The 24,416-nt window shown below is 57.8% G+C and carries 23 protein-coding genes; 12 read left to right on the top strand and 11 right to left on the bottom strand.

Translation table 11 applies throughout. From position 1 onward, the window contains the following. Positions 1-146: 146 nt before the first annotated feature. From N7578_RS14910 to clpP, 5 genes are all read right to left on the bottom strand, one after another. On the bottom strand, positions 147-2,345 hold the full coding sequence (locus N7578_RS14910; RefSeq protein WP_311111079.1) for an esterase-like activity of phytase family protein: 2,199 nt from the start codon (positions 2,343-2,345) through the stop codon (positions 147-149). A 281-nt stretch (positions 2,346-2,626) separates the two neighbouring features. Further along, the gene (gene hupB, locus N7578_RS14905) at positions 2,627-2,902 is read right to left on the bottom strand and encodes a DNA-binding protein HupB (RefSeq protein ID WP_138795572.1); all 276 of its coding nucleotides are present in this window, start codon (positions 2,900-2,902) and stop codon (positions 2,627-2,629) included. Positions 2,903-3,106: 204 nt separating this feature from the next. Beyond that, positions 3,107-5,524 carry an endopeptidase La gene (lon, locus tag N7578_RS14900; protein ID WP_311111078.1) on the bottom strand — a complete coding sequence of 806 codons (2,418 nt, stop codon included), beginning with the start codon at positions 5,522-5,524 and terminating at the stop codon, positions 3,107-3,109. Between the two features lie 725 nt (positions 5,525-6,249). Beyond that, positions 6,250-7,527, bottom strand: a complete 1,278-nt coding sequence (gene clpX / locus N7578_RS14895) for an ATP-dependent Clp protease ATP-binding subunit ClpX (RefSeq protein WP_311111077.1) — start codon at positions 7,525-7,527, stop codon at positions 6,250-6,252. 292 nt (positions 7,528-7,819) lie between these two features. Continuing rightward, on the bottom strand, positions 7,820-8,452 hold the full coding sequence (gene clpP / locus N7578_RS14890; RefSeq protein ID WP_311111076.1) for an ATP-dependent Clp endopeptidase proteolytic subunit ClpP: 633 nt from the start codon (positions 8,450-8,452) through the stop codon (positions 7,820-7,822). A gap of 456 nt (positions 8,453-8,908) precedes the next feature. On the opposite strand from clpP, the gene N7578_RS14885 reads away from it, so the two are divergent. Continuing rightward, positions 8,909-10,156: a GGDEF domain-containing protein gene (locus N7578_RS14885; protein ID WP_311111075.1), complete on the top strand. Its 1,248-nt coding sequence runs from the start codon at positions 8,909-8,911 to the stop codon at positions 10,154-10,156. Between the two features lie 91 nt (positions 10,157-10,247). After that, positions 10,248-11,495, top strand: coding sequence for a cytochrome P450 (locus N7578_RS14880; RefSeq protein WP_311111074.1), 1,248 nt, complete (start codon positions 10,248-10,250; stop codon positions 11,493-11,495). 10 nt (positions 11,496-11,505) lie between these two features. Here N7578_RS14880 and N7578_RS14875 read toward each other — a convergent pair whose 3' ends face one another. Then, complete coding sequence (locus N7578_RS14875; protein ID WP_311111073.1) at positions 11,506-12,387, bottom strand: LysR family transcriptional regulator; 882 nt, start codon at positions 12,385-12,387, stop codon at positions 11,506-11,508. A gap of 107 nt (positions 12,388-12,494) precedes the next feature. Between N7578_RS14875 and N7578_RS14870 the strand changes: the two genes are divergently transcribed. Together N7578_RS14870 and N7578_RS14865 are read left to right on the top strand one after the other, a co-directional pair. Continuing rightward, the gene (locus N7578_RS14870; RefSeq protein ID WP_311111072.1) at positions 12,495-12,908 is read left to right on the top strand and encodes a CidA/LrgA family protein; all 414 of its coding nucleotides are present in this window, start codon (positions 12,495-12,497) and stop codon (positions 12,906-12,908) included. Then, complete coding sequence (locus N7578_RS14865) at positions 12,895-13,596, top strand: LrgB family protein (RefSeq protein WP_311111071.1); 702 nt, start codon at positions 12,895-12,897, stop codon at positions 13,594-13,596. Before N7578_RS14870 ends, N7578_RS14865 begins: the two co-directional genes overlap by 14 nt. A 27-nt stretch (positions 13,597-13,623) precedes the next feature. Here N7578_RS14865 and N7578_RS14860 read toward each other — a convergent pair whose 3' ends face one another. The 3 genes from N7578_RS14860 to N7578_RS14850 all read right to left on the bottom strand — a co-directional run bounded on the left by N7578_RS14860 (position 13,624) and on the right by N7578_RS14850 (position 15,801). Further along, the gene (locus N7578_RS14860) at positions 13,624-13,980 is read right to left on the bottom strand and encodes a cupin domain-containing protein (RefSeq protein ID WP_311111070.1); all 357 of its coding nucleotides are present in this window, start codon (positions 13,978-13,980) and stop codon (positions 13,624-13,626) included. Between the two features lie 18 nt (positions 13,981-13,998). Continuing rightward, a complete protein-coding gene (locus N7578_RS14855) occupies positions 13,999-15,282 on the bottom strand; it encodes an O-acetylhomoserine aminocarboxypropyltransferase (RefSeq protein ID WP_311111069.1) in 1,284 nt (427 codons plus the stop codon). Positions 15,283-15,366: 84 nt separating this feature from the next. Then, on the bottom strand, positions 15,367-15,801 hold the full coding sequence (locus tag N7578_RS14850; RefSeq protein WP_311111068.1) for a CoA-binding protein: 435 nt from the start codon (positions 15,799-15,801) through the stop codon (positions 15,367-15,369). 834 nt (positions 15,802-16,635) lie between these two features. Between N7578_RS14850 and N7578_RS14845 the strand changes: the two genes are divergently transcribed. Next, a complete protein-coding gene (locus N7578_RS14845; protein ID WP_311111067.1) occupies positions 16,636-17,472 on the top strand; it encodes an EamA family transporter in 837 nt (278 codons plus the stop codon). Between the two features lie 51 nt (positions 17,473-17,523). On the opposite strand, the gene N7578_RS14840 is transcribed toward N7578_RS14845, so the two are convergent. Next, a complete protein-coding gene (locus N7578_RS14840; protein ID WP_311111066.1) occupies positions 17,524-17,718 on the bottom strand; it encodes a hypothetical protein in 195 nt (64 codons plus the stop codon). On the opposite strand from N7578_RS14840, the gene rplM reads away from it, so the two are divergent. The 5 genes from rplM to N7578_RS14815 all read left to right on the top strand — a co-directional run bounded on the left by rplM (position 17,717) and on the right by N7578_RS14815 (position 21,571). Then, positions 17,717-18,181 carry a 50S ribosomal protein L13 gene (gene rplM / locus N7578_RS14835; protein ID WP_311111065.1) on the top strand — a complete coding sequence of 155 codons (465 nt, stop codon included), beginning with the start codon at positions 17,717-17,719 and terminating at the stop codon, positions 18,179-18,181. The genes N7578_RS14840 and rplM overlap by 2 nt on opposite strands. 2 nt (positions 18,182-18,183) lie before the next feature. After that, positions 18,184-18,651, top strand: a complete 468-nt coding sequence (gene rpsI, locus N7578_RS14830; protein ID WP_311111064.1) for a 30S ribosomal protein S9 — start codon at positions 18,184-18,186, stop codon at positions 18,649-18,651. Positions 18,652-18,773: 122 nt separating this feature from the next. Next, on the top strand, positions 18,774-19,727 hold the full coding sequence (speB, locus tag N7578_RS14825) for an agmatinase (protein WP_311111063.1): 954 nt from the start codon (positions 18,774-18,776) through the stop codon (positions 19,725-19,727). 51 nt (positions 19,728-19,778) lie between these two features. Further along, the gene (argC, locus tag N7578_RS14820; RefSeq protein WP_311111062.1) at positions 19,779-20,705 is read left to right on the top strand and encodes an N-acetyl-gamma-glutamyl-phosphate reductase; all 927 of its coding nucleotides are present in this window, start codon (positions 19,779-19,781) and stop codon (positions 20,703-20,705) included. A gap of 50 nt (positions 20,706-20,755) precedes the next feature. Next, on the top strand, positions 20,756-21,571 hold the full coding sequence (locus tag N7578_RS14815) for an aminoglycoside phosphotransferase family protein (RefSeq protein ID WP_311111061.1): 816 nt from the start codon (positions 20,756-20,758) through the stop codon (positions 21,569-21,571). Here the strand turns inward: N7578_RS14815 and N7578_RS14810 are convergent. Further along, positions 21,561-22,679, bottom strand: coding sequence for a COX15/CtaA family protein (locus N7578_RS14810; RefSeq protein ID WP_311111060.1), 1,119 nt, complete (start codon positions 22,677-22,679; stop codon positions 21,561-21,563). The two genes, N7578_RS14815 and N7578_RS14810, sit on opposite strands and share 11 nt — an antisense overlap. A 129-nt stretch (positions 22,680-22,808) precedes the next feature. Between N7578_RS14810 and N7578_RS14805 the strand changes: the two genes are divergently transcribed. Together N7578_RS14805 and N7578_RS14800 are read left to right on the top strand one after the other, a co-directional pair. Further along, positions 22,809-23,021, top strand: coding sequence for a DUF2842 domain-containing protein (locus N7578_RS14805; protein WP_311112518.1), 213 nt, complete (start codon positions 22,809-22,811; stop codon positions 23,019-23,021). A 101-nt stretch (positions 23,022-23,122) separates the two neighbouring features. Then, entirely contained in the window at positions 23,123-24,379 is a 1,257-nt protein-coding gene (locus N7578_RS14800) for a GNAT family N-acetyltransferase (RefSeq protein WP_311111059.1), read from the top strand. Positions 24,380-24,416 lie beyond the last annotated feature (37 nt).

The raw sequence follows: 24,416 nt of genomic DNA, 5'->3' as shown, positions 1-24,416 counted from the left end.
GTATGCGATGAGACCAGCGCCAGGCCTGCGTTGTGCGCCCCCAAATCAACGGAGGTCGGGAAAGCCAGCCTTTCTTCGCCCGACGGCGCTACAAGACAAAAAAGCCGGGGCGCAAACCCCGGCTTTTCTTTCTTTCACCGAAGCGATCAATTGATCGCCTTCAGATTGACCGTGAAGAACAGCGTTTCGCCAGAGGAATCATCGACGCCATCATTGTCGGTGACGGCATAGGCGGTCCCGTCCTTGTCGAACGTGAAGCCTTCCAGCTTGTCAACGACGTAACCATTCGTCTGCGCCTTCAGGTCCGGCAGGAAGTCGTGGGCTTCCTCTTTCTTCACCAGCGGCAGTTCGCCACCAATCTTGGCTGGCTTCAGCTCGGAAAGAGCAACGCGATACAGTTTCTTGTGTTTCGCCTTGTCACCAATCTGGTTGTCGCGCTCCACGATATAGACGTGATCGCCAAAGGCCGAGATTTCAGACAAGCCAACCCAGCCTTCACCCGCCTTTTCGAGCGGATAACGCACTGCGCCCCATTCCTTCGACTTCGGCTTGTAGGAAACGAGCTTGACCGTACCCTTCTCGTCGGTTCCCCATTCGCGCTGCACGGCCATCCACAGGGTGGCGTCGTCACCTTCGCCCACAACGGTCACACCTTCGAATCCGAAGCGCGTTTCGCCACTGAGGAGTTCCTTCGGCAGAGCAATCTCGGCCTTGATCTCGCCCTTGGCGTTGACGTTGTAGAGTGCGTGCGGAACGAGCTTGCTGCTGTCGCCTTCCGATGCCAGCCAGAAACCGCCCTTGCCATCGAGGGCGATGCCTTCGATATCGAGCTTCTGGGCAGCCATACCGTCACGCTTGACGCGCAGAGCGCTGGTGATGACGGCCGGCTTCTTCGTGGCGTCGATGGTGTAGATCGACGGCTGGTTGCCGTAAACCGAGTCGGAGACGGCATAGAGAATACCGGGCTTTTGCGCATCGGCGGTCAGGCCGGAAAGCGCACCCCAGCCAATCGGCAGTCCATCGATTTTTGCCGATACGAGCTGCGGGTAAGCCGCCTCGCCTTCGCTGCGCTCGTAGATCATGACGTGCGAACGCGCACCGCCATCTTCGCCGAGATCGGCCTCATTGGCGGTAACCAGCAGGTTGCGCGACGGAATAGCAACCGCACCTTCCGGCGAAACGCCTGACGGCAGAAGCTGAACGAGCTGCGGCTCTGCGCCCGTGTCCTTATAGACGCCGACGACAGATGCGCGTTCGCTGAGAACGAAGAAGTAATTCTCGCCGCCGAACGTCGCTGTTTCCAGTCCCTCCGGCTCGATGCCCTTGGCTTTGGAGCGCTTCTCGGGATAATGGCCGATTGCTGCAATGGCGTGCTCGAGTGTTGCACCCGATTCGTAGACCAGCTTGCCGGTCTTGTCGAAGATCGTGAAGCCGCGCGAGCCTCCTTCCCAGTCACCCTCATTGGCGATCACCACCCGGTCGGTACCGAGCCACTTGATCGCGTCCGGCTCCCGCTTGCGCGCTTCCTGCTTGTCGGTGAACTTCAGCTGGCCATCGCTCTTCGTGTCGATGCCTTCGAGATCAACCGAACCGGCGGAAAAATGGCTCGTAACCTTACCGCTCTTGCCGTCAATGATGGCAATATGGTTGTTCTCCTGAAGAGTGACAGCAATTTCGCCATTGGCGTTAATGGAGACGAATTCCGGCTCCGGATCTTCAGGGGAGATTTCAGCAAGACCGGTCAGATCGATTTTCTTGAGTGTCGCGCAGTCGGCTACGCCGTCTTTCAGGCCAACGGTCACCACAAAACCGGCCGGCATCTGCGGCAGCGCGCCATCGTTGACATCTTCGTCACGTTCGTTTTCGATGGCGATCGCAGCGAAGGTCTTGTCGGGCGAAATCGCAACAGAATCCGGCTGGCCACCAAGGTCGCAACTTGCTTCGATCTTTTTGGTGGCGATATCCACCGTCATCAGCTTTCCAGATGGCTTCACATAGCTTTCCGAGGTGTTGACGCCAGCCAGAACCTTGGCGCCGGCAACAGCAACCGAGGTCGGCTCGCCATCCATCATCAGGGCGCCGAGCGCTTTTGGTGCTTTCGCATCGGTGATATCGACGAAACCGATGCCGCCCAGCGGGCTATCGGAATAGATCAGCGTGTTGCCGTCTTCGCTGGCAGCAATGATCTCGGAAGACGTCGTTGTCTTGGCGTCTTTGCCTTCAGGAATATTGCTTGCCACCGGAAAAGCAGCAACGCGGTTGAAGACCTGCTCCGCGGCAGCAGGAAAGGCAACTGACGTCAGCAATGCCGCAGTCAAGGCCACATGAGAAAATCGGAGCGCCATAGTAAATCCCCCTTTGCGTTCAGATACTCGTTCCAAAGGCTTCTGCGCGAGAGACATGACAGTGGCATGACACGGATGTGTGTAAAGCGACGTTTCATCGCTTCAAGCCTGAAAGTCATAGGGGGACACGACCTCGATAAAACAAAAAGCCCGACCAAAAGGCCGGGCTTCTTTTCGTTCAATCGCACAATCTGCTGATAAGGCTTCAAGGCGTCAAAACATGTTTCCTCGTGAACCTGAAACCGTTCGCACGCCGCACGGCGAGACGGCTTCCGGAAACCTTACGAGTTGACGGCGTCCTTCAGGCCCTTGCCTGCAGAGAATTTCGGCACGTTGCGAGCCGGGATATCGACTTCAGCACCCGTGGACGGGTTGCGACCCTTGGAAGCTTCGCGGCGGCTGACAGAGAAGCTGCCGAAGCCAGCGAGGCGAATGTCGCCACCGTTCTTCAGTTCGTTCTGGACAGTTTCGAATACTGCGTCAACAGCGGAAGCAGCGTCTGCCTTCGTGAGACCAGCCTTTTCGGCAACAGCAGAGACGAGCTCGTTCTTGTTCATGTTTCCACCCCTTTCATCGGTATGAAACGACTCAAATTAAGCCGGCGCAGAATACTTTTGCATCCGCGCGTAGCAACCCAAAAGCGCTGGAATCGCCTGAAAAACAAGAGGTCTGGCGGCATTTTCACAAAAAAGGCCGGCATAAATGCCGGCCTTTCCCATAAATCGTGCCAAATTGGCATCACTCGTTCCGAGCGAAACGCATCAATGCGCAATCGTCGTGTTCGTGTCGTCCACACCCTCGACGGTCGCAATGACCGGCGTCTCGATGCTGCCGTCCCACTCAATGGGTTCCGGCTGGCGGATCAGAGCATGCTTGATGACCTCGCCCATGCGTGAAACCGGAATGATTTCCATTTCGTTTTTCACGTTGTCCGGAATTTCCGCCAGATCCTTGGCGTTTTCTTCCGGAATCAGCACCTTCTTGATGCCGCCGCGAAGAGCCGCAAGCAGCTTCTCCTTCAGGCCACCAATCGGCAGAACGCGACCACGCAGCGTGATTTCACCCGTCATGGCAACATCCTTCGACACCGGAATACCGGTCATGATCGAAACGATGGCGGTTGCCATTGCCACACCGGCAGACGGACCGTCCTTCGGGGTTGCACCTTCCGGAACGTGAACGTGAATGTCGCTCTTGTCGAAGCGCGGCGGCTCGATGCCGAAATCAACCGCACGCGAACGGACATAGGATGCCGCCGCGGAAATCGATTCCTTCATCACATCCTTGAGGTTGCCGGTCACGGTCATGCGACCCTTACCCGGCATCATCACGCCTTCGATGGTGAGCAACTCACCGCCAACTTCCGTCCAGGCCAGACCGGTAACGACACCGACCTGATCTTCACGCTCGGCTTCGCCGTGACGGTACCGCGGAACGCCCAGGTAATCCGGAACGTTGGCAGCGGTTACCTCGACGGATTTGACCTTGCCCTTGATGATCTCGGTGACGGCCTTGCGCGCCAGCTTCATCAGCTCGCGCTCGAAGCTGCGCACGCCCGCCTCGCGGGTATACTGCTGGATCACGATCATCAGCGCATCATCGGTGACGGAGAATTCCTCCGGACGCAATGCATGCTCCTTGATCGCCTTCGGCAGCAGGTGACGCTTGGCGATTTCGCGCTTTTCGTCTTCCGTGTAACCGGCAATACGGATGACTTCCATACGGTCCATCAGAGGGCCGGGAATGTTCAGCGTATTGGCTGTCGTCACGAACATGACGTCCGACAGATCATATTCCACTTCAAGGTAGTGATCCATGAAGGTGGAGTTCTGTTCCGGATCCAGCACCTCGAGCAGAGCCGACGACGGATCGCCACGGAAGTCCATTCCCATCTTGTCGATTTCGTCGAGCAGGAAGAGCGGATTGGACTTTTTGGCCTTCTTCATCGACTGGACGATCTTGCCCGGCATGGAGCCGATGTAGGTACGGCGGTGACCGCGGATTTCCGCTTCATCACGAACGCCACCCAGCGCCATGCGTACATATTCACGACCGGTCGCCTTGGCGATCGACTTGGCAAGTGAGGTCTTGCCGACGCCGGGAGGGCCGACGAGGCAAAGGATCGGGCCGCGGATCTTCGTGGCTCGGGCCTGAACGGCCAGGTACTCGACGATACGTTCCTTGACCTTGTCCAGACCGAAATGATCCTGATCGAGGATCTTCTCAGCATTGTTCAGGTCGGCCTTGATCTTCGACTTCTTGCCCCAGGGCAGGCCGAGCAGCCAATCCAGATAATTGCGCACGACGGTGGCTTCGGCCGACATCGGGCTCATCTGCCGAAGCTTCTTCATTTCCGCCTCGGCCTTTTCCTTGGCCTCCTTGGAAAGCTTCGTCTTGGCGATGCGCTCTTCCAGTTCGGCCATCTCGTCACGGCCGTCCTCGCCGTCGCCGAGCTCCTTCTGGATAGCCTTCATCTGCTCGTTCAGGTAATATTCGCGCTGGGTCTTCTCCATCTGGCGCTTGACGCGCGAGCGGATACGCTTCTCGACCTGAAGAACGGAAATCTCGCCTTCCATGAAGCCGAGCGCCTTTTCAAGCCGCTGCTTCACGCTGACGGTTTCCAGCATTTCCTGCTTTTCGGTGATCTTGATCGACAGGTGCGACGCAACCGTATCGGCAAGCTTCGAATAATCATCGATCTGGCCGGCAGCGCCAACCACTTCCGGAGAAATCTTCTTGTTGAGCTTCACATAGCTTTCGAACTCCGACACGACGGAGCGCGACAGCGCCTCGATCTCGACGGCGTCCTCGACGGGTTCCACGAGCTGCGTTGCCGTTGCTTCGTAGAAATCCTCGCGATCGGTGTAGGTGTCGATCTTCGCGCGGCCCTTGCCCTCGACCAGCACCTTGACGGTGCCATCGGGCAGCTTCAGCAGCTGAAGAACATTGGCAACCGTGCCGACCTTGTGAATGGCTTCCGGTTCGGGATCGTCATCGCTGGCATTGATCTGGGTGACAAGCATGATCTGCTTGTCGGAACCCATGACTTCCTCCAGAGCGCGGATGGACTTTTCCCGCCCGACGAACAGGGGAACGATCATATGCGGGAAAACAACGATGTCGCGCAGGGGAAGTACGGGATAGGTACCGCCGGATGCCGCAGACGTGATGTTCGTCATATCATTTCCTTTCCATGGTCCCTTTTCGGGACATGTTGCCGGATGTCTTGGGAGGCAGCCGGCATATTCATTTCTCGAGACTGAAAGTGGAGTTTGCGAACACCGATTTCAAGTCGCCGGAACAGACGGCCTCGCGAAGCGACAAAGCCGTGAAATTCTACAAAACCCAGCGCAGGCCTCTACTCTCAACATTTCCGGTTATCCGTCCCGCAGGGAGGAACCGTTTCGCCGACGGATATTCACATTTCCGTCATATCGCGCTGCAAATCAGTTGTAAGACATTATCAGTAAAGCGCAATCCGCTCAAAACGCAAAATGACGGCGGACGCTTCCCCTCCACGTATTATTACCATGGACGCTCCGCGCATCCGACACACATGTGCGTTCAATTCAAAGTCTTTACCATCGGGCCACGAAGACCGACGCAATTGCCCCAGGGATCACGAAACTCGCACATCCCGAGATTGTCGTCGATTCTCATCGGCGGCCACGATCTCAAGCTGGACGTCGCCCACCTTGAGAAATTCAAAAAGGGAGGGATGACTGACCGAGGGAACGGCCTCGGGGAAGGCCTTCGCGTACTAGGGGCGCCCCTCCTCCACATCGTCGACATGAACCAGAGTTGCAGTGACAAAGCCCATAAAGACACCTGAGATATCGCGTGACACAAAAAAGCCCCCCGCGGCCGAAACCGCGAGGGGCTTTGATAACATTCAGCTCGCGGATCAGGCCGAAACGTTGGCCTTCTCGTCCTTGCGATCGGCATAGATGTAAAGCGGACGGGCAACGCCGCTGACGACCTCATCCGAGATCACCACTTCACGAACGCCTTCCAGCGTCGGCAGTTCGAACATGGTGTCGAGCAGGATCTTTTCCATGATCGAGCGCAGACCACGGGCACCGGTCTTGCGGGTGATCGCCTTGCGGGCGATTTCACGCAGAGCATCGCCCTGGAAAGTCAGCTCCACATCTTCCATCTCGAACAGGCGCTGATACTGCTTGACCAGCGCGTTCTTCGGCTCCGACAGAATCTGGATCAGCGCATCCTCATCAAGGTCTTCCAGCGTCGCCAGAACCGGCAGACGACCGATGAATTCCGGAATGAGGCCGAACTTCACCAGATCTTCCGGCTCCAGTTCGCGCAGCACTTCGCCAACACGACGATCGTCTTCCGCCTTGACCGTCGCGCCGAAACCGATGGAGGTCTTTTCACCACGGGCCGAGATGATCTTGTCCAGACCGGCGAAGGCACCGCCGCAAATGAACAGAATGTTGGTCGTATCCACCTGCAGGAATTCCTGCTGCGGATGCTTGCGACCACCCTGCGGCGGAACCGAAGCGACCGTGCCTTCCATGATCTTCAGAAGCGCCTGCTGAACACCCTCGCCGGAAACGTCGCGCGTGATGGACGGGTTGTCCGACTTGCGCGAGATCTTGTCCACTTCGTCGATGTAGACAATACCGCGCTGAGCGCGTTCGACGTTGTAATCGGCAGACTGGAGCAGCTTGAGGATGATGTTTTCGACATCCTCACCGACATAACCGGCTTCGGTCAGCGTTGTTGCGTCCGCCATGGTGAAGGGAACGTCGATGATGCGGGCGAGCGTCTGGGCAAGATAGGTCTTGCCGCAACCGGTCGGGCCAACGAGCATGATGTTCGACTTCGCCAGTTCCACGTCGCCGTTCTTGGAGGCGTGTGCGAGGCGCTTGTAATGGTTGTGAACAGCCACGGACAGGATCTTCTTCGCCTGTTTCTGGCCGATGACGTATTCGTCGAGGATCTTGATGATGTCCTGCGGGGTGGGAACACCCTCACGCGACTTCACCATCGACGTCTTGTTCTCCTCGCGGATGATGTCCATGCACAATTCGACGCATTCATCGCAGATGAATACTGTCGGTCCGGCAATGAGTTTCCGGACTTCGTGCTGGCTCTTGCCGCAGAATGAACAATAGAGTGTATTTTTCGAGTCGCCGCCGTTGCTGCCGCTGACTTTGCTCATATCTCTTTCCTTCCAGCACGCCGCAGGTCCGTCAAACGGATCGCGGTCAACTTACCGCTCGCCGACACGGCCACCCTTGAGTGCACTACCGTGTCCGCCTTATTTCCCGGGGGTACTAACCGTATCAGATACATGACCTGACAACCGGCGGCAACGAATTCCCCATCAAACCAAAGGCTACGTCATAAAAATTCAACACAGCCTTAATATGTACTATTAGCGCTTTCTTTTCCGCTTGAAAGCCCCGAAATTACTTTTGCCGGAGCTTTCAACCTTCAAAAAGCCGTGCGTCTCAATTCGCGGAGGCGCCTTCGATTTCCTGACGCGAGGTGAGAATCCTGTCGATCACACCCCAGTCCTTTGCTTCCTCGGAATCCATGAAGTGGTCGCGATCGAGCGTTTTTTCAACTTCATCCAGCGTGCGGCCGGTGTGCTTGACATAAACTTCATTCAGGCGACGCTTCATCTTGATGATGTCACGAGCATGGCGTTCGATGTCGGATGCCTGCCCCTGGAAACCGCCGGAAGGCTGGTGAACCATGATGCGCGCATTCGGCGTTGCGAAGCGCATGCCCTTCTCACCTGCGGCAAGAAGCAGCGACCCCATCGACGCAGCCTGACCGACGCACAGCGTCGACACGGCAGGACGGATGAACTGCATCGTATCGTAGATAGCCATTCCCGCCGTGACGACGCCGCCGGGGGAATTGATGTAAAGCGCGATTTCCTTCTTGGGGTTTTCCGCCTCAAGGAACAGAAGCTGCGCACAAACGAGAGACGCCATGTGATCCTCTACCGGGCCGGTGAGGAAGATGATGCGCTCCTTGAGAAGACGTGAGTAGATGTCATAGGACCGTTCGCCGCGATTGGTCTGCTCTACGACCATCGGCACCAGAGCCATGGCGGTATCAACTGGATTTTTCATGTCCGTCCTTTGTCAAACTCTTAGCCGTTGCGGAAACCCGCTTCGGAATCACTTCTAGGCTTCATTTCTCTACATAGAGTGTCCCTGCACCGTACTTCAAGACACGAAGCCGCATATCCTTAACGACAGAAGCGTGTTTCGGCCTGCTCCTTAACAGGTCTGGGCGTCCCTGAAACCGGCAAAAGCGGTCCAGACCTGTTTTCCACGCAGGATGCAATTCTTGGTAACCGGCGGGTAAACATAAAATCATTTCGTTATACACAGATGTAACTTATCAGTGGCAAGAACTCGTTAGGTATTTGATGGTGATACTGCCTGTCGAATTTCGCCGCCCGCAGGGGTAACGACCCACCGTGGACGAAATGGCATCTTGATAGGTTTCCGGCGCCGCGACACGTTGTCCGGCACCGGAGCCTGCCTTTTTGGGCGCGATCGCGCGAGTAGGAATTTTTTGCAATGCTGGATGCGAAGACTGGCCTATTCCTGTGGGCCGCCGAAACTTTGACCCTTGCCGTCCTGCTCGGTGTACTCTGGCTGCACGGCCCTTCACGGCGCCATAATCTCTACTTTGCAGCGGGCTTCGTCGCGACCGGAACTGGAACCATCCTGATCGCGATGCGCGGAGAAATCGCCAGCTTCCTCTCGATACAGGTCGGTAACACCCTGACACTCGCGGCATTCGGGTTCTGGATGGCAGGCCTTCTTTCCTTCGAGCAGCGCAAGATCGGCGGCTGGACCGCGATTCCCGCCCTGCTGTGGGTGGCAGGCATGTTTCTGGAGCCTGTCCGCCACAACATGGTGTCGCGCATCTTGCTCTATCAATTCTGTGCGGCGGCAGGCTACTTCATGCTGGCTTCCATCGTCCTGAAAAAAGATGCGCACAATCAGGGCAATCGCAAACTGCTCGCTGCAATCCTCGTGCTCCAGGCGGTTTCAAGTATCGTCACAGCGTTCTTCGTGCTGCCGAAGGACATGACCTCTCCGCATGCCCTTCCCTTGACAGTCCCTCTGGCGTTTTCCAGCGCGCTCGGCTTCACCGCCATCATCATGATCAGTGCGAAGATCATGATGGAAGAGACGGAACGACGCCTTAGCCGCCTCGCCATGACCGACCATCTGACCGGCGTCCTGAACCGGCGCGGTCTTGCAGAAGAGTTCGAGCGTATAAAGTCATGCTCACCAGCGCCAGCCAGCCGCGTGGTGCTGACGGTGTTCGACATCGACCACTTCAAGAAGATCAACGACAGATACGGCCATCAGGCCGGTGACGCTGTTCTCGTGCATTTTTGCAGCATGGCCGTCCAAACCATCAACGGCCAGGGACTGTTCGTGCGAATGGGCGGCGAGGAATTCGCGCTGATCGCCGCCGCAGACGACACGACGCAGGCAATCGCAATCGCCGAATGCATCCGCAGCACCCTCTGCAGAGTACCTGTGCGCGCCGACGGCACGCATATTCAGGTGACGACCAGTGCGGGTATCGCCGACGCCCCGATCGAAGACGCCAATCTGAACCTGCTTCTGACCGAGGCGGACCGTGCGCTCTATTCCGCGAAAAAGACCGGCAGAAACAGGACCGTCATCTGCCGTGAATCGGCCAATATTGTTGTCCCTGCGGCTGACCGTCAGGAAGACCCGATGGACAACTATGCCGACCGGCAGGTGGCGGCGCTGCACCGGATAGCGGCAATAGCTCAGCGCTGAAACTCCCCCGTCGAGAGCCCCCGAAGCCGATAATGGATTGAGGTGGCGCAGAGCACTTTTCAAATCGTGATAGCCGTTCTAGAGCTAGGGCATGACAGCATCATCGCCCTTCCTGAAAATAGATCCCGTTGAACGCCGCGTTTCCTTCGATGCGCGCGATCCGGCATTTTACCTCAATCCCAACGCGGCCTATGCCCTGCTTCATGCGCACTGTCCCACCTTTTACTGGGAAGAGCAGAAACAATGGTTCTTCACAGGATACGATCACGTCAGCAGCCTGCTGCGCGACCGCCGCTTCGGGCGACAGATACTCCACGTCGCCAGCCGCGAGGAACTCGGACTGCCTGAACCGTCCGACCATGTGAAACACTTCTACGCGGCAGAGCAGCATTCGCTTCTCGAAATAGAGCCGCCGGAACACACCCGACTGCGCACGTTGGTCAACCGTGCCTTCGTGTCCCGCCATGTCGAAAAAATGAAACCGGAAATACTGGCGCTGACCAACCGGCTGATCGACGCCTTCGAGAAGGAAGGCAAGACGGAACTGCTCTCCTCATTCGCCGATATCATTCCGGTGACGATGATCGCGAACATGATCGGCATTCCCGAGGCGATGGGGCCGCAATTGCTCAAGTGGTCGCATGACTATGTCGGCATGTACATGTTCAAGCGTACCTACGACGACGAACTGGCCGCGGACGGGGCAGCAAGGGAGTTTGCCGACTATGTGCGCGGCGTGATCGCGGAGCGCAGGGCAAATCCGCAGGACGATCTGCTGAGCCACATGATTCATACGGAACATAAGGGCCAGTACCTGACGGACGACGAACTCGTTTCCACGACGATCGTTCTTCTGAATGCCGGCCATGAGGCAACGGTGCATCAGATCGGCAACTCGGTGCGCGTGATACTGGAAAGCGGTATAGCGCCGGAGAGGCTGTTTCGCGATGAGGCCGCCACCGAACGTGTCGTCGAGGAGACGATGCGTATCTGTGCCCCGGTCCATCTTTTTCAGCGGTGGGCCTTGGAATCGGCAGAAATCGACGGCATCAGGTTCGAGCGCGGTGACAGGATCAATCTCATTCTGGCGGCCGCTAATCTCGATCCGCTGAAATTCAGCGATCCTCTCGACTTCAAGCCTGACAGGGACGAAGGCGCGAACGTCTCCTTCGGCGCAGGCATTCATTTCTGCATCGGTGCGCCTTTGGCACGACTGGAACTCAACCTCGTTCTGCCGCTTCTTTTCGAGCGTCTGCCGAACCTGCGGATTGCCTCCCCCCCCAAAGTCAAGAACGTCTATCCGTTCCATGGACTGGAGCGGCTTGACATGACCTGGTGAGGCAGTTCACTCAGCTCATGCTTTCGCTTCGTGCAAGATCAAGCCAGGCGCGGGCAGCATGAGACAGATAGGCGCCCTTTCTCGATATCCAGGCCATATGCCATTGCATTCCCGGTGTGGACACCGGGATATGCACCACGCCGGGGCGAACGCGTTTTTCCGCAATCATACGCGGCAGGAAACCGACGCCCAGACCGGCGCCCACCAGTTCCACTATGAAATTGATCTGGCTGCTTCTGGCAGCAATGTTCGGTGAAAAACCTGCCTGTCGACAGGCATCGAGAATGATCGGGTTGAGCGCGAACCCGGCATCAAAAAGAATGAACGGGATATCCTGCAGTTCGTGCAGATCAACAATGGTGCGATCTGCCAAGGCGTGGCTACCGGGCATCAGCACCTCGAGCGGCTCCTTGCGCACATCCTGCCATTCGAAGTCGTCCGGCACCGGCAGGAGCGATGCGCCGAGATCGACCTCTCCCGCCCTCACCAGTTCCTCCAGACGTTTGCTGCCGTGTTCCACAAGCTGTATCTCGATGCCCGGATAACGGCTGCGGTAAATGGCGAACAGAGGTGCGAACAGCATGTCCGAGCCAATTGGCGGCAGACCAAGACGCAGGCTGCCACGCTGCAGGCCACGCAGGTCCGACAGTTCGGTAATCAGGTCACACCGTTCCGTCAACATTCTCACTGCGCGCTCATAGACGATTTTCCCGGCTTCCGTCAGCGTGGATCGATGACCGATGCGATCCAGCAGGACCAGGCCAAGTTCGTCCTCAAGCTGCTTCACCGCCTTGCTGATGGCGGATTGCGTCATGAAGACCGTCTTCGTGGCCTGCGAGAACCCGCCCTGCCGGACGACTTCCACAAAGGCGTTCAGTGTCCGCAACTCCATAATATTCCAATCTGGACTTGATATTATTCAATCAATTCATTTTGAGAATATAGACGCGCAAACTATAGTGCACGTCAAGGGAGGTTGTCGCAGCAAGGGTCAGTCAGATGACGATGAACAGGGCAGCACACACTCTCCGCATAGTCACCAGCCGACTTTTCCAGATAATTCTTATCAGCGCGTTCTGGCTGCTCGGCGAAGGCATCGTTCGTATGACGTATCTGCCGATTCCCGGCGCAGTCGCCGGGTTGGCTCTCGTGCTTCTGCTGCTCGCCTCGGGCAAGCTCAAGCCGACCACGATGCGCGGTGGCGCACAATGGCTGCTCGCTGATATGCTGCTCTTTTTCGTTCCCGCCGTTCTGGCGGTTCTCGACCACCAGGAATTTCTCGGTATTGTCGGCTTGAAGATCCTGGCCGTCATTCTCGGCGGCACGGCAGCTGTGATGTGCGCAACGGCGCTCGCTGTCGATTTCGGCTACCGGATGATGATGCGGCTGGAGCACCGTCATGTTTCCGTCTGACAGCGCCCTGTTCCAGACGGCGTTCTGGTCGGCCGCGACAATTCTGCTCTATTACGTCGCAAAGCGGATTTACCGTCGCTGGCCGAAGCCGTTCCTGTCCCCGCTGCTGCTTGCGCCATTACTACTGATCGCCATCGCGCTCGTCATGAAGACCGGTTACGCGGAATATATCCACGCGACCCACTGGCTGATGCTGCTGCTTGGTCCGGTGACCGTGGCCTTCGCCCTTCCCATCTATGAGCAGAGGGCGATGATCCGTCGTTACTGGCCGGTCCTGGTCTTCGGCGTAACGGTTGGCAGCACAACGGCAATGGTGACCGCTTGGGGTTTGGCAAGCCTCCTCAGCATCGACGGGGCATTGCGCCTCAGCCTCCTGCCACGCTCGATCAGCACACCTTTCGCGATGACGATTTCGCAGGATATTGGCGGCGTGCCGGACCTGACCGCGGTTTTCGTCGTTGTGACCGGCGTTCTGGGCGCTGCACTTGGCGAAACCCTGCTGCGCTATCTTCCGCTCAAATCATCGCTGGCGCGCGGTGCCCTCTTCGGCATGGGCGCGCATGGCGCCGGTGTCGCACGGGCACACCAGATCGGTCAGGAGGAAGGCTCCATTGCCGGGCTGGTCATGGTCATCGTCGGACTGCTGAATGTTCTCATGGCGCCGCTTCTGGCATTGTTGCTGCGCTGAGCGGCGCAGGCCGCGGATCATCCGCCCTTACAGGCGGATGACGTAATCCTTGCGCGTCGTCTCGATGACTTCCCACGTCCCCTTGAAACCGGGCCGAAGGATGAGCCTGTCCCCTGTCTTGAGGTGGATCGGCTCGCCACCCTCTTCCGTCAGGATCGAGTGGCCTTCGAGGATGCTGAAATATTCCCATTCGTCATAGACCACCCTCCACTTTCCGGGTGTCGATTGCCAAATCCCGGCATAAAGGCCGCCTGTGGCCTCTTCCAGATTCCACGTCGTGAATCTGGGATCGCCGGAAATCAGCCGATCGGGCGCGGGCGCGCCCTCCTCCGGCTGAACGGAAGCGATATCGCCGCCACTCGCAAATGTCAGAAAATTCGTCATGGGCATGCTCCGGCGGGATCAGATCTTGGCGAGCGACTGTTCGATGTCGGCGATGATGTCGTTCACATCCTCGATGCCGATCGAAAGGCGAACGACATCGGGGCCAGCACCCGCGGCCTTTTGTTGTTCCAGCGTCAACTGCGCGTGGGTGGTGGAGGCCGGATGGATGACCAGGGAGCGTGTATCGCCAATATTGGCGAGGTGCGAGAAGAGCTGCAGTCCCTCGACCAGCTTCTTTCCGGCTTCATATCCACCCTTGATGCCGAAGGTGAAGACAGAGCCTGCGCCTTTCGGCGAATAGTGCTGCTGGATCGCATGATTGTCGCTGTCTTCCAGTCCGGCGTAGTGTACCCAGCCGATCTGGGCATGCGCCTTCAACCATTTGGCGACAGCAAGCGCGTTGTCGGAATGGCGCTGAACGCGCAGCGGCAGTGTTTCGATGCCCGTAAGAATCAGGAAGGCGTTGAATGGCGAAATCGACGGGCCAAGATCGCGAAGCCCGAGCACGCGGCAGGCGATGGCGAAGGCAAAGTTACCGAAGGTCTGGTGCAGCACGACACCGGAATACTCCGGACGCGGCTGCGAAAGGGCGGGATACCGGTCCGTCGCCGACCAATCGAACGTGCCGCCATCGACAATGATGCCACCCATGGAATTGCCGTGACCGCCGAGGAACTTCGTCAACGAATGAACGACGATATCCGCCCCATGCTCCAGCGGGCGGATGAGATAGGGGCTCGCCATGGTGTTGTCGACGACCAGTGGCAAACCGTGCCGGTGCGCGACTTCAGCGATGGCAGCGATGTCGACAAAAGTGCCGCCGGGATTGGCGAGACTCTCGATGAAGATCGCACGTGTGCGCCCATCGATCTGGCTTTCAAAACTTGCCGGCTCCGCCGCATCTGCCCAGCGGACCTGCCAGCCGAAATTCTTGAATGCATGACCGAACTGATTGACGGAACCGCCGTAAAGCTGGCGTGCCGCGACGAAGTTGTCACCCGGCTGAAGAATCGTATGGAAGACAAGCATCTGGGCCGCATGTCCGGAAGCAACCGCGAGTGCTGCCGTGCCACCCTCCAATGCCGCCACGCGTTCTTCCAGAACCGCCTGCGTCGGGTTCATGATGCGCGTGTAGATATTCCCGAACTCCTTCAGCCCGAAAAGGGCTGCGGCATGGTCGGAATCCCGGAACGCATAGGCCGTTGTCTGGTAGATCGGCGTTGCGCGGGCGCCTGTCGTCGGATCAGGCTGCGCACCTGCATGAACGGCTAGCGTTGCGAAACCGGGATTGCTGCTCGACATGATGTTTCCTCCATTTGAAATCACTTGAAATTTTGGAGGAATAATAACGTCCTGACGGCAAATGGTAAGCCTGTTGCATTCCAACTATCGTGCGATATTGAGACGCGGATACTCAATGGCAGGGCAACGGTCCATCACGACATCCATGCCGTAGGCTTCGGCCTTGGCGGCAGCATTGTCATCGCGAACGGAAAGCTGCCCCCAGATCACGGCCGGGCGCTCCGGCAGGAGAATCGCCTCCTCCACAACATCGGACAGATATTCCGGCGCGCGAAAAACGTCGATCATGTCTACAGGCTCCGGTATATCGGCAAGCCGGGCATAGACTTTCTGCCCGAGAATTTCTTTGCCTGCCTGCCCCGGATTGACCGGTATCACCCTGTACCCCATGGAGAGCAGAAAACGCATCACGCCAAAACTCGGTCGGGCCGGATTGGGAGACGCGCCCACGAGGGCAATCGTTTCAACTTCCTTCAGAATCTTGCGGAGGTAGTCCGGATTGTAGTGGTCATGTTGCATGCCAACGGTACCTTTCTTACACTCTTCTTGCCATCCCATCGGTCAGGACTGCGCGTGAAACAATGCACTCACCACCCGTCGCGCTTCGAGCCCCGCATTTGCCGAATAGCCTTTTTCAAGGCGCTCGCGCTTCGCGACAGGCACTTCAGACCCAACGATCTTCTTCCATCTAGGTTGCCCTACGCACGTGATAAAGAGCACACCCGCAAATTTGCGACCCTGCGGTACAGCCGCGCAACTTTTGCAAAATGATTTCACAAGCGGTCGCGTTTTCAAATGCAGACTTCTCACGCAAGGATTGCGGCCGAATCAACGCGCCTCGAAAAAAATCCCAACCAACACCATTAGCGTGCATAACATGCGCTATTCGTCTCCTGTTTGTTTTCATTCCGTTCACAGGAATATTAGTCACATCTAATTCTTTAGTCGCATGAGCCTGCGGCGGCATTTATCGCAACTGAAACGTTTCAGTTCGTGTAGTAGGCCTAATCTGAAATTGTTTTTCATCATCACCCTTCAATTGAGCATTGCAAGCGATGGATCGCCTTGAGGAGATGCAAATCGATTTGATGCGTAACATGAGCAAAAGGCACGCGATCAAAACAACCCGAAAAACAGTGCCGAAGCAAAACCAAAAGCTGTGCGGCTGGAGCAGCAAATTTGCAAAGGCAGGCTAAATAATGAGCACGACAGGGACGGCATCGGACTAGGCTCGCCCCGACTGCGGGAATTGGCGCTTTAGCGAGATAACCATCGCGCCATCATAGCCAATAAAAGTACCGCGCCCGCGTGAAATACGATAGATGAAGTGAAAATATTTTGGGCGAATCTATCGTGACAATCGAGATATTCCTGCTGGTTCTGCTGGGCGCATTGCTGCATGCGAGCTGGAACGCACTGGTGAAAGCCGGATCAGACAAATCGCTCGATGCTTCGCTGATTGCGGCCGGCGCGGCTGCATGCTCCATCCCGTTCCTGCCGTTCCTGCCACTTCCCGCTCCTATAGCCCTGCCGTTTCTGATCGCCTCGGCCTTCCTGCAGTTCGCTTATTTCCGTCTCGTCGCCAAAGCATACACCATTGGCGATATCGGTCTGGTTTATCCCGTCATGCGTGGCGTCGCGCCTTTGATCGTTGCCGCATCGAGCAGTCTGTTTCTCAGTGAGCTATTGAGCCCGGTCGCGCTTCTCGGCATTGCGGTGATTTCCGCCGGCATTCTGACACTTGCTTTCGAAGCCCGGCACGGTGGAGGACGGGCCATTACCGTCGCTCTTATCAATGCTTTCGTCATAGCCTCCTACACCTTTGTGGACGGCGTCGGCGCACGACTTTCGGGCAACGCGATTTCCTATACGTTATGGATGTCGCTTCTGCCCCCCGTCCTGCTCTTCGCATTCGCCTTCTGTCAGCGCGGCGTGACGCCTGTCGTCCAGCACGTCAGGCGGAACTGGTGGCGAGGACTGATTGGCGGTGGCGGCTCCATTCTCTCTTACGGCCTTGCCCTTTACGCCATGACAAAAGCCCCGGTTGCCGTGGTAGCGGCGCTTCGCGAAACCTCCATCCTGTTTGCAATCGTAATCTCGGTCGTCGTGCTCAAGGAACGGGCCAGCATCTGGCGTTATGCCGCCGGAGCGATCATCGCGGCCGGTGTTCTGGTCATGCGGCTGGGCTGAATGGCTCAAACAGATGAGGTAAAATAATACCACATAAATAAGCCATTGTTTTTACTGCTTTATTTTTACAGTTGCAAAAATCAACGATATTGACGCTTTTTCCGCCGCACCGTATAAGCGCCCCAGACTGAATTCCTGCCGGAAAGCGGTCATTTGCGGTTGCTCAAAAGGCAACCAAACCCAAGCAACAAGAAACGCCTGCATGTTTTTTTTGAGCATGACGGGTCCAAAAGAAAGTGAAAACATGTCTACTTTCGTTCAGAAGCCCGCTGAGGTGGAGAAGAAGTGGATCATCATCGACGCCGAAGGCCTCGTTGTTGGTCGTCTCGCCACCATCGTTGCAACCCGCCTGCGCGGCAAGCACAAGGCAACCTACACCCCTCACGTCGATGACGGCGACAACGTCATCATCATCAACGCTGAGAAGGCTGTCTTCACCGGCAACAAGTATTCCGACAAGAAGTACTACTGGCACACCGGTTACCCGGGTGGCATCAAGGAGCGTACGGCTCGCCAGATCATCGAAGGCCGCTTCCCGGAGCGCGTCGTTGAGAAGGCCGTCGAGCGCATGATTCCGCGCGGCCCGCTCGGCCGTCGCCAGATGAAGAACCTGCGCGTTTACGCCGGCTCGAACCATCCGCACGAAGCACAGCAGCCCGTCGCTCTCGACGTCGCATCGCTGAACAAGAAGAACGTAAGGAGCGCCTGATAATGGCCGATCTTTCCTCTCTGAAAGACCTCGCCCCGGCATCGGAAGCTTCGGCTCCCGTGCACGTCCGCAAGGTTGATACCCTCGGCCGCTCCTACGCGACCGGCAAGCGCAAGAACGCCGTAGCCCGCGTATGGGTCAAGGCTGGCTCCGGCAAGATCATCATCAACGGCCGTGACTTCTCTGCATATTTTGCACGTCCGGTTCTCCAGATGATCCTTCAGCAGCCTCTCGTTGCTGCTGCTCGCTCTGGCCAGTTCGACATCGTTGCCACGGTTGCTGGCGGCGGTCTGTCCGGCCAGGCCGGTGCAGTTCGTCACGGTCTGTCCAAGGCTCTCACCTACTTCGAACCGGGCCTGCGCTCCGTTCTGAAGAAGGGTGGCTTCCTGACCCGCGACAGCCGCGTCGTCGAGCGTAAGAAGTACGGTAAGGCCAAGGCTCGCCGTTCCTTCCAGTTCTCCAAGCGTTAATCGCTTCCGGAATACAGAACTTCGAAAGGCGGGGCTTCGGCTCCGCCTTTTTCCTTGTCATGCACCCTTGTCTTTGACCCGATAAAACCGCAACCTTGCGGCAAAGACTGTCGGGGAAACACATGCCATCGAAAACCATCGACCACGCCTTCACCGCAACGACCCTTACATCGGCCGCGACCGACCCGACCCATGCGGGTACACTGTCTTTCATGCGAAGAAAGTTCACGAAGAACCTCAAGGGCGTTTCAACGGCAGTCTGGGGCATTCCGTTCGATGCGGCGACCTCCAACCGCCCCGGCGCACGTTTCGGGCCGCAGGCCATCCGCCGCGCCTCCGCCATCTTCGACAACGATCCGCAATATCCGTTCGGGCGCGATCTGTTCGCGCATATGCCGACAATCGATTACGGCGACTGCCTGCTCGACTACGGCAACCACTGGAAGACGCCGGAGACAATCGAAAAGGAAGCGCGCAGGATCATCTCCAAAACGGACTACCTGCTGACGCTCGGCGGCGACCACTTCGTCACCTGGCCGCTGTTGAAAGCGCATGTGGCCAAACACGGCCCGCTGGCGCTGGTTCAGTTCGATGCGCATCAGGACACCTGGTTCGATGACGGCAAGCGTATCGACCACGGTTCATTCGTGGCGCGAGCGGTGCGTGAAGGCCTGATCGATCCGGACCGCTCGATCCAGATCGGCATCCGCACCCATGCGCCCGACGATTTCGGCATCCACATTCTGCACGGCTACGAGGTGGAAGAGATGCGGGCAAGTGACATTGCCTCGCTGATCGTCCGGCATACGGCAGGCATGCCGGTCTATCTGACTTTCGATATCGACTGCCTCGATCCTGCCTTTGCACCGGGTACGGGTACTCCGGTTGCGGGCGGCCCCACCAGCGCCAAGGTACTCTCGGTTCTTCGCGGATTGGGTCAACTGGATATTCGCGGCTCCGATGTCGTCGAAGTCGCGCCTGCCTATGACCATGCCGATGTCACCGCCATTGCCGGGGCGACGGTTGCAATGTATATGCTTGGCCTGCGCGCCGAACGGCTGGCGAAAGCCGTTTGAGACAATGAATCCGCAAACCGATACAACACACTGAAAAGTCAGGACAAGGACATGACAGCGAAGATTTTCATCGACGGCGAACACGGCACCACGGGTCTGCAGATCCGCACGCGCCTTGCCGGCCGCCGCGATATCGAGCTGCTGTCCATTCCCGAGGCCGAGCGCCGCAACGCAGCGATGCGCGGAGACCTGCTCAACGGTGCCGATATTTCCATTCTCTGCCTTCCCGACGATGCTTCGCGGGAAGCGGTTGCCATGGTCGCGGGTAACAACAACGTCCGCATCATCGACACCTCCACCGCGTTCCGGACCCATCAGGACTGGGCCTATGGCTTTGCGGAAATGGACAAGGAACAGACCGACAGGGTGCGGTCCGCCCGTTTCGTGGCCAATCCCGGCTGTTACCCGACGGGCGCGATCGGCCTTATCCGGCCGTTGCGCGCTGCCGGCATCCTGCCGGACGGGTATCCGGTGAGCGTCAATGCCGTTTCGGGTTATACCGGCGGCGGCAAGCAGCTTATCGGCCAGATGGAAGACCAGAGCCGCGATGATGCCATCAGCGCCAACAACTTCCTGTACGGCCTGACACTCAAGCACAAGCACGTGCCGGAAATGAAGCAGCATGGCCTTCTGGATCGTTCGCCGCTGTTCTCCCCCTCCGTCGGCCGTTTCGCGCAGGGCATGATCGTGCAGGTTCCGCTGTTCGTCGCCGATCTGAAGGATGGCGCGAGCATCGAAACGGTGCATGCAGCGCTGGTCGCCCACTATGCCGGCCAGGATATCGTCACAGTCGTTCCGCTTGAGGAAAGCAAGGCGATTGCCCGCATCGATGCCGAAGAGCTGGTCAACAAGGACACGATGAAGCTCTACGTGTTCGGCACGGCAGAGCATATCAACCTCGTTGCGGTGCTCGACAATCTCGGCAAGGGTGCATCGGGTGCCGCCGTTCAGAACATGGAACTGATGCTCTCCGCATGAATAACGGCGATGCCGCAGTTTCTATAACCGAAGACCTGATGAGGCGGTGGATGATATCCTCCGCCTTTCTTCTTGCCGACACGCCAGGCAGCATCATTCACCGCGTCACCCTGGCAGACGGCCGCAAAGCGGTCCTGAAACGGCTGAAGCCCCGCGGGGTGGGCGAATTGCCGGGCATGGCATTTCTCGAATGGCGTAACGGCAATGGCGCTGTGCGGCTTCTTGAAAAGCATGCCACTGCCTGCCTGCTGGAAGACGCAGGCGATATCCTGCTCAGGCACCATCGCCTGCAGCATGGTGAGGCGGCCAGCAACGAGATCATCATCGATCTGCTTGGCAGGCTGCACAGCACCGGCGGGACCGCGCCCACCGATCTGACGCCGCTTTTGAGGCACTTCCAATCGTTGTTTGATCGCGCCAGCAAGGAAACCGACGAGCGGCTGGCCGAGCCGCTGCGGTTCTGCGCCGACTTTGCGGCGTCGCTTCTGGACTCTCAGGAAAATGCGCGCCCGCTGCATGGCGACCTGCATCACGACAACATCATCGGCGGCGGAGAGCGTGGCTGGCTGGCCATCGACCCGCTGGGATTGATGGGCGACCCCGCCTACGATGTCGCGAATGTTTTCGGCAATCCGCTCAACGCGCTGCAGGACATCCTCGACCCGCACCGCATTCGCACGCTGATCGATCTCTTCTCGACCGCCCTGAATTGTCCGAAGGACAAGATCCTGCGTTATGCGATTGCCCATGCGGGCCTGTCGATCTGCTGGTCACTGGAAGACGGGACACCGTTTGACGAGAGTGTAAACGCGCAGGAACGCCTTTCATTCCTGCGTGTCGCTCGCCCTTTGCTGCTCAGTCCCTGACTTCCACTGCAACGGCTGGCCGATATTCACCGATGAACCCGCGCCAATGCGCAATGGCGAAGCCCAGCACAATCAACGCCATGCCCTGATGTGCAAGTGCGACATGGATATCGACATGCATGAGAAGCGTCGTGACGCCGAGGGCAGCCTGAATGCAGATCAACACGAAAAACAGGGCGGAGCGCCGCGCGTGCGGGGTGGCTGGCAAGGCGCGTCCCATTGCCACCATATGCCAGAGTGCTGCGGCGAACAGCAGGTAGGCACCGAGACGATGCACGAACTGCACCGTCTTGGGGTTCTCGAACAGGTTGATCCACCATGGCTGCTGAAGGAAGAGATCGCCCGGCACCAGCGAGCCATCCATCAAAGGCCAGGTATTGTAGGAAAGTCCGGCATTCAGCCCCGCCACAAGCGCACCGAGATAAATCTGGAACAGACAGAGCAGCGCGAGCACCATGGCGAAACGCCTACCCGTGCGCTCGTTGGCGGCATCCGGTGAGTGAACGGACAGCCCGCGCAATATCCACATGCATCCCGCAAAAATCAGGCAGGCAATCGTCAGGTGCGTTGCCAGACGATATTGCGAAACATCCGTGCGGTTGACGAGACCGGAAGACACCATCCACCAGCCGATGAACCCTTGAAACCCTCCGAGCGCCAGAAGACCGACCAGCGGCAGGCGCAGGCGTTTTTCGATCCGGCCCGTCAGCCAGAAATAGGCGAGCGGCAAGGCGAAAATCACGCCGATAGCCCGCGCCAGCAGCCGGTGCGCCCACTCCCACCAGAAGATGGTCTTGAACTCATCGAGCGACATGCCCTTATTGATTTCTTGGTATTGCGGAATACGCTTGTAAAGCTGGAATTCCTCTTCCCATTCGGCAACGGAAAGCGGCGGAATGGCGCCATGGATCGGCTTCCACTCGGTAATGGAGAGGCCAGATTCCGTCAGACGGGTCGCGCCGCCGACGAGGACCAGACAAAAGAGCGTGAAAAGCACAACACGCAGCCAGACACGTAGCAGGCGGCGATCCTTCTCCTGTTTCTGCAGGGCGGTTCCAACCGCCAGTTCAACAGAACCGTTTGCCACCGTCATGCCGCTTGATCGCATCTTGCCGATCTCCATTGTTCAGCCTGTGCCTGATTAGCCCCAACCCGCACTGTAAAACAAGACCTATGGGTTTGCGGCATCCCGTCGCGGCGCTATACTCCGTCAAAGAATTCAATGACGGATATCCTCATGCGCCCTCGCCTCAGATCGCTCATCGGCACCATCTTTATCATCTGTCTTGTCGTCGTTTACGCCGTTCTGGCAACCTCTGTTGCGGCCGCCGTGCTGGCGCAATCGCCATGGTGGGTGCATCTGGTCTATTTCATCCTCACCGGGCTTTTATGGATATTGCCCGCAATGCTCGTCATTCGCTGGATGGCTGGACCAAAACCGATCAAATAGCCTGAACAAAACCGCGTAATCGTTCTCAGCTTCGTGTCGCGTATAAAGACATTGTTTGCCGGTGGCATCTATAGTCCGGCTTGATCAAGCGGAGAGAACGGATGACGGCGGAGGGGCCGGTCAAAAGCCAGGATGGCAATGCGAGGTTTACTTCGGTGCACGGCCCTGCTCTGCACGAGCGGCGGCGTACCGATCGGCTGACCGTAGATCTCGTGGATGATATCGAAACCATCCGCGCCGAATGGAACCTTCTGGATGATGACGCACTCAACTCGCTGCATCAGGGACTGGACTGGTGCTTCATCTGGGCAAAGACGCAAAACAGTCCGCTTCATGTCATTCGCGGTCGCCAGGGCGACAAAACAGTCTTTCTGCTGCCGCTTGAGATCGTCCGGGAAAACGGCATAAGAAAAGCATGTTTTCCGGGCGGGCGCTTCAATAACATCAATACCGGGCTTTTCGATCCCTCGTTCATCGAAACCTCCGGAGCCACTGCGGCTGTCGCAATCGCGCGGGAATCGAAAAGGCTTCTGAGAGGAAAGGCCGACGTTCTGGCATTGCAAAATGTGCCGCTTATCTGGCGCGGGCGCCCGAGTGCGCTTGCGCATCTCGCCTCCGTCGAAAACCAGAATCCCGCCTTTCAGCTTCCGCTGCTGGGCAGCATGGAAGAGACAATCAGGCAGTTGAACGCCAAAAGGCGGCGCAAGAAATTCCGGATACAGATTCGCCGCGCCGAGGAACTGGGTGGCTACAGCCACGTAATCGCCCGCACTCCGGACGAAAAATGCCAGTTGCTACAAACCTTCTTTCGCCAGAAATCGATGCGTTTTGCCGCGCAAGGCATCCCCGACGTCTTCCGGCAGCAATCCGTCAAAGATTTCTTCTACGATCTTGCATCCGTGGAGTCGGCTGGCAAGGACGCCGCGCTGGAGCTGCACGCCATCCGGCTTCATGGAGACAACGAGGGCGTCATCGCTGCCGTTGCGGGTCTGTCACGAAAGCAGGACCACGTTATCTGCCAGTTCGGCTCGATCGATGAATCGGTTGCCAAAGATCTCAGCCCCGGGGAACTGCTCTTCTGGCTGATGATCGAGCGGGCTTGCGAGGAGAAGGCTGCTCTTTTCGATTTCGGGGTCGGCGACCAGCTTTACAAACGCAGCTGGTGCCCGCTGACGACGGTGCAGCACGACATATTCCTGCCGCTGACACTGAAGGGCCGACTTGCTGCCGCCGCTTTCGTGGCAATAGCCAGAACCAAGAGCGCCATCAAAACGAACCCGACGCTTTATGCCCTCATCCAGCGGCTACGCGCCCGGCGGTGGGACGGAGGCGGTTCGGCCGCCTCCAGCGAGGATTAGGATCAAGATCCACCCGATATCGGAAGCGTCGCCTGTG

This window comes from Agrobacterium tumefaciens (assembly GCF_031801495.1).
Lineage (GTDB): Bacteria > Pseudomonadota > Alphaproteobacteria > Rhizobiales > Rhizobiaceae > Agrobacterium > Agrobacterium tumefaciens_K.
The sequence above is the reverse complement of the archived record's forward strand: the minus strand, read 5'-3'. Positions and strand labels throughout refer to the sequence as shown.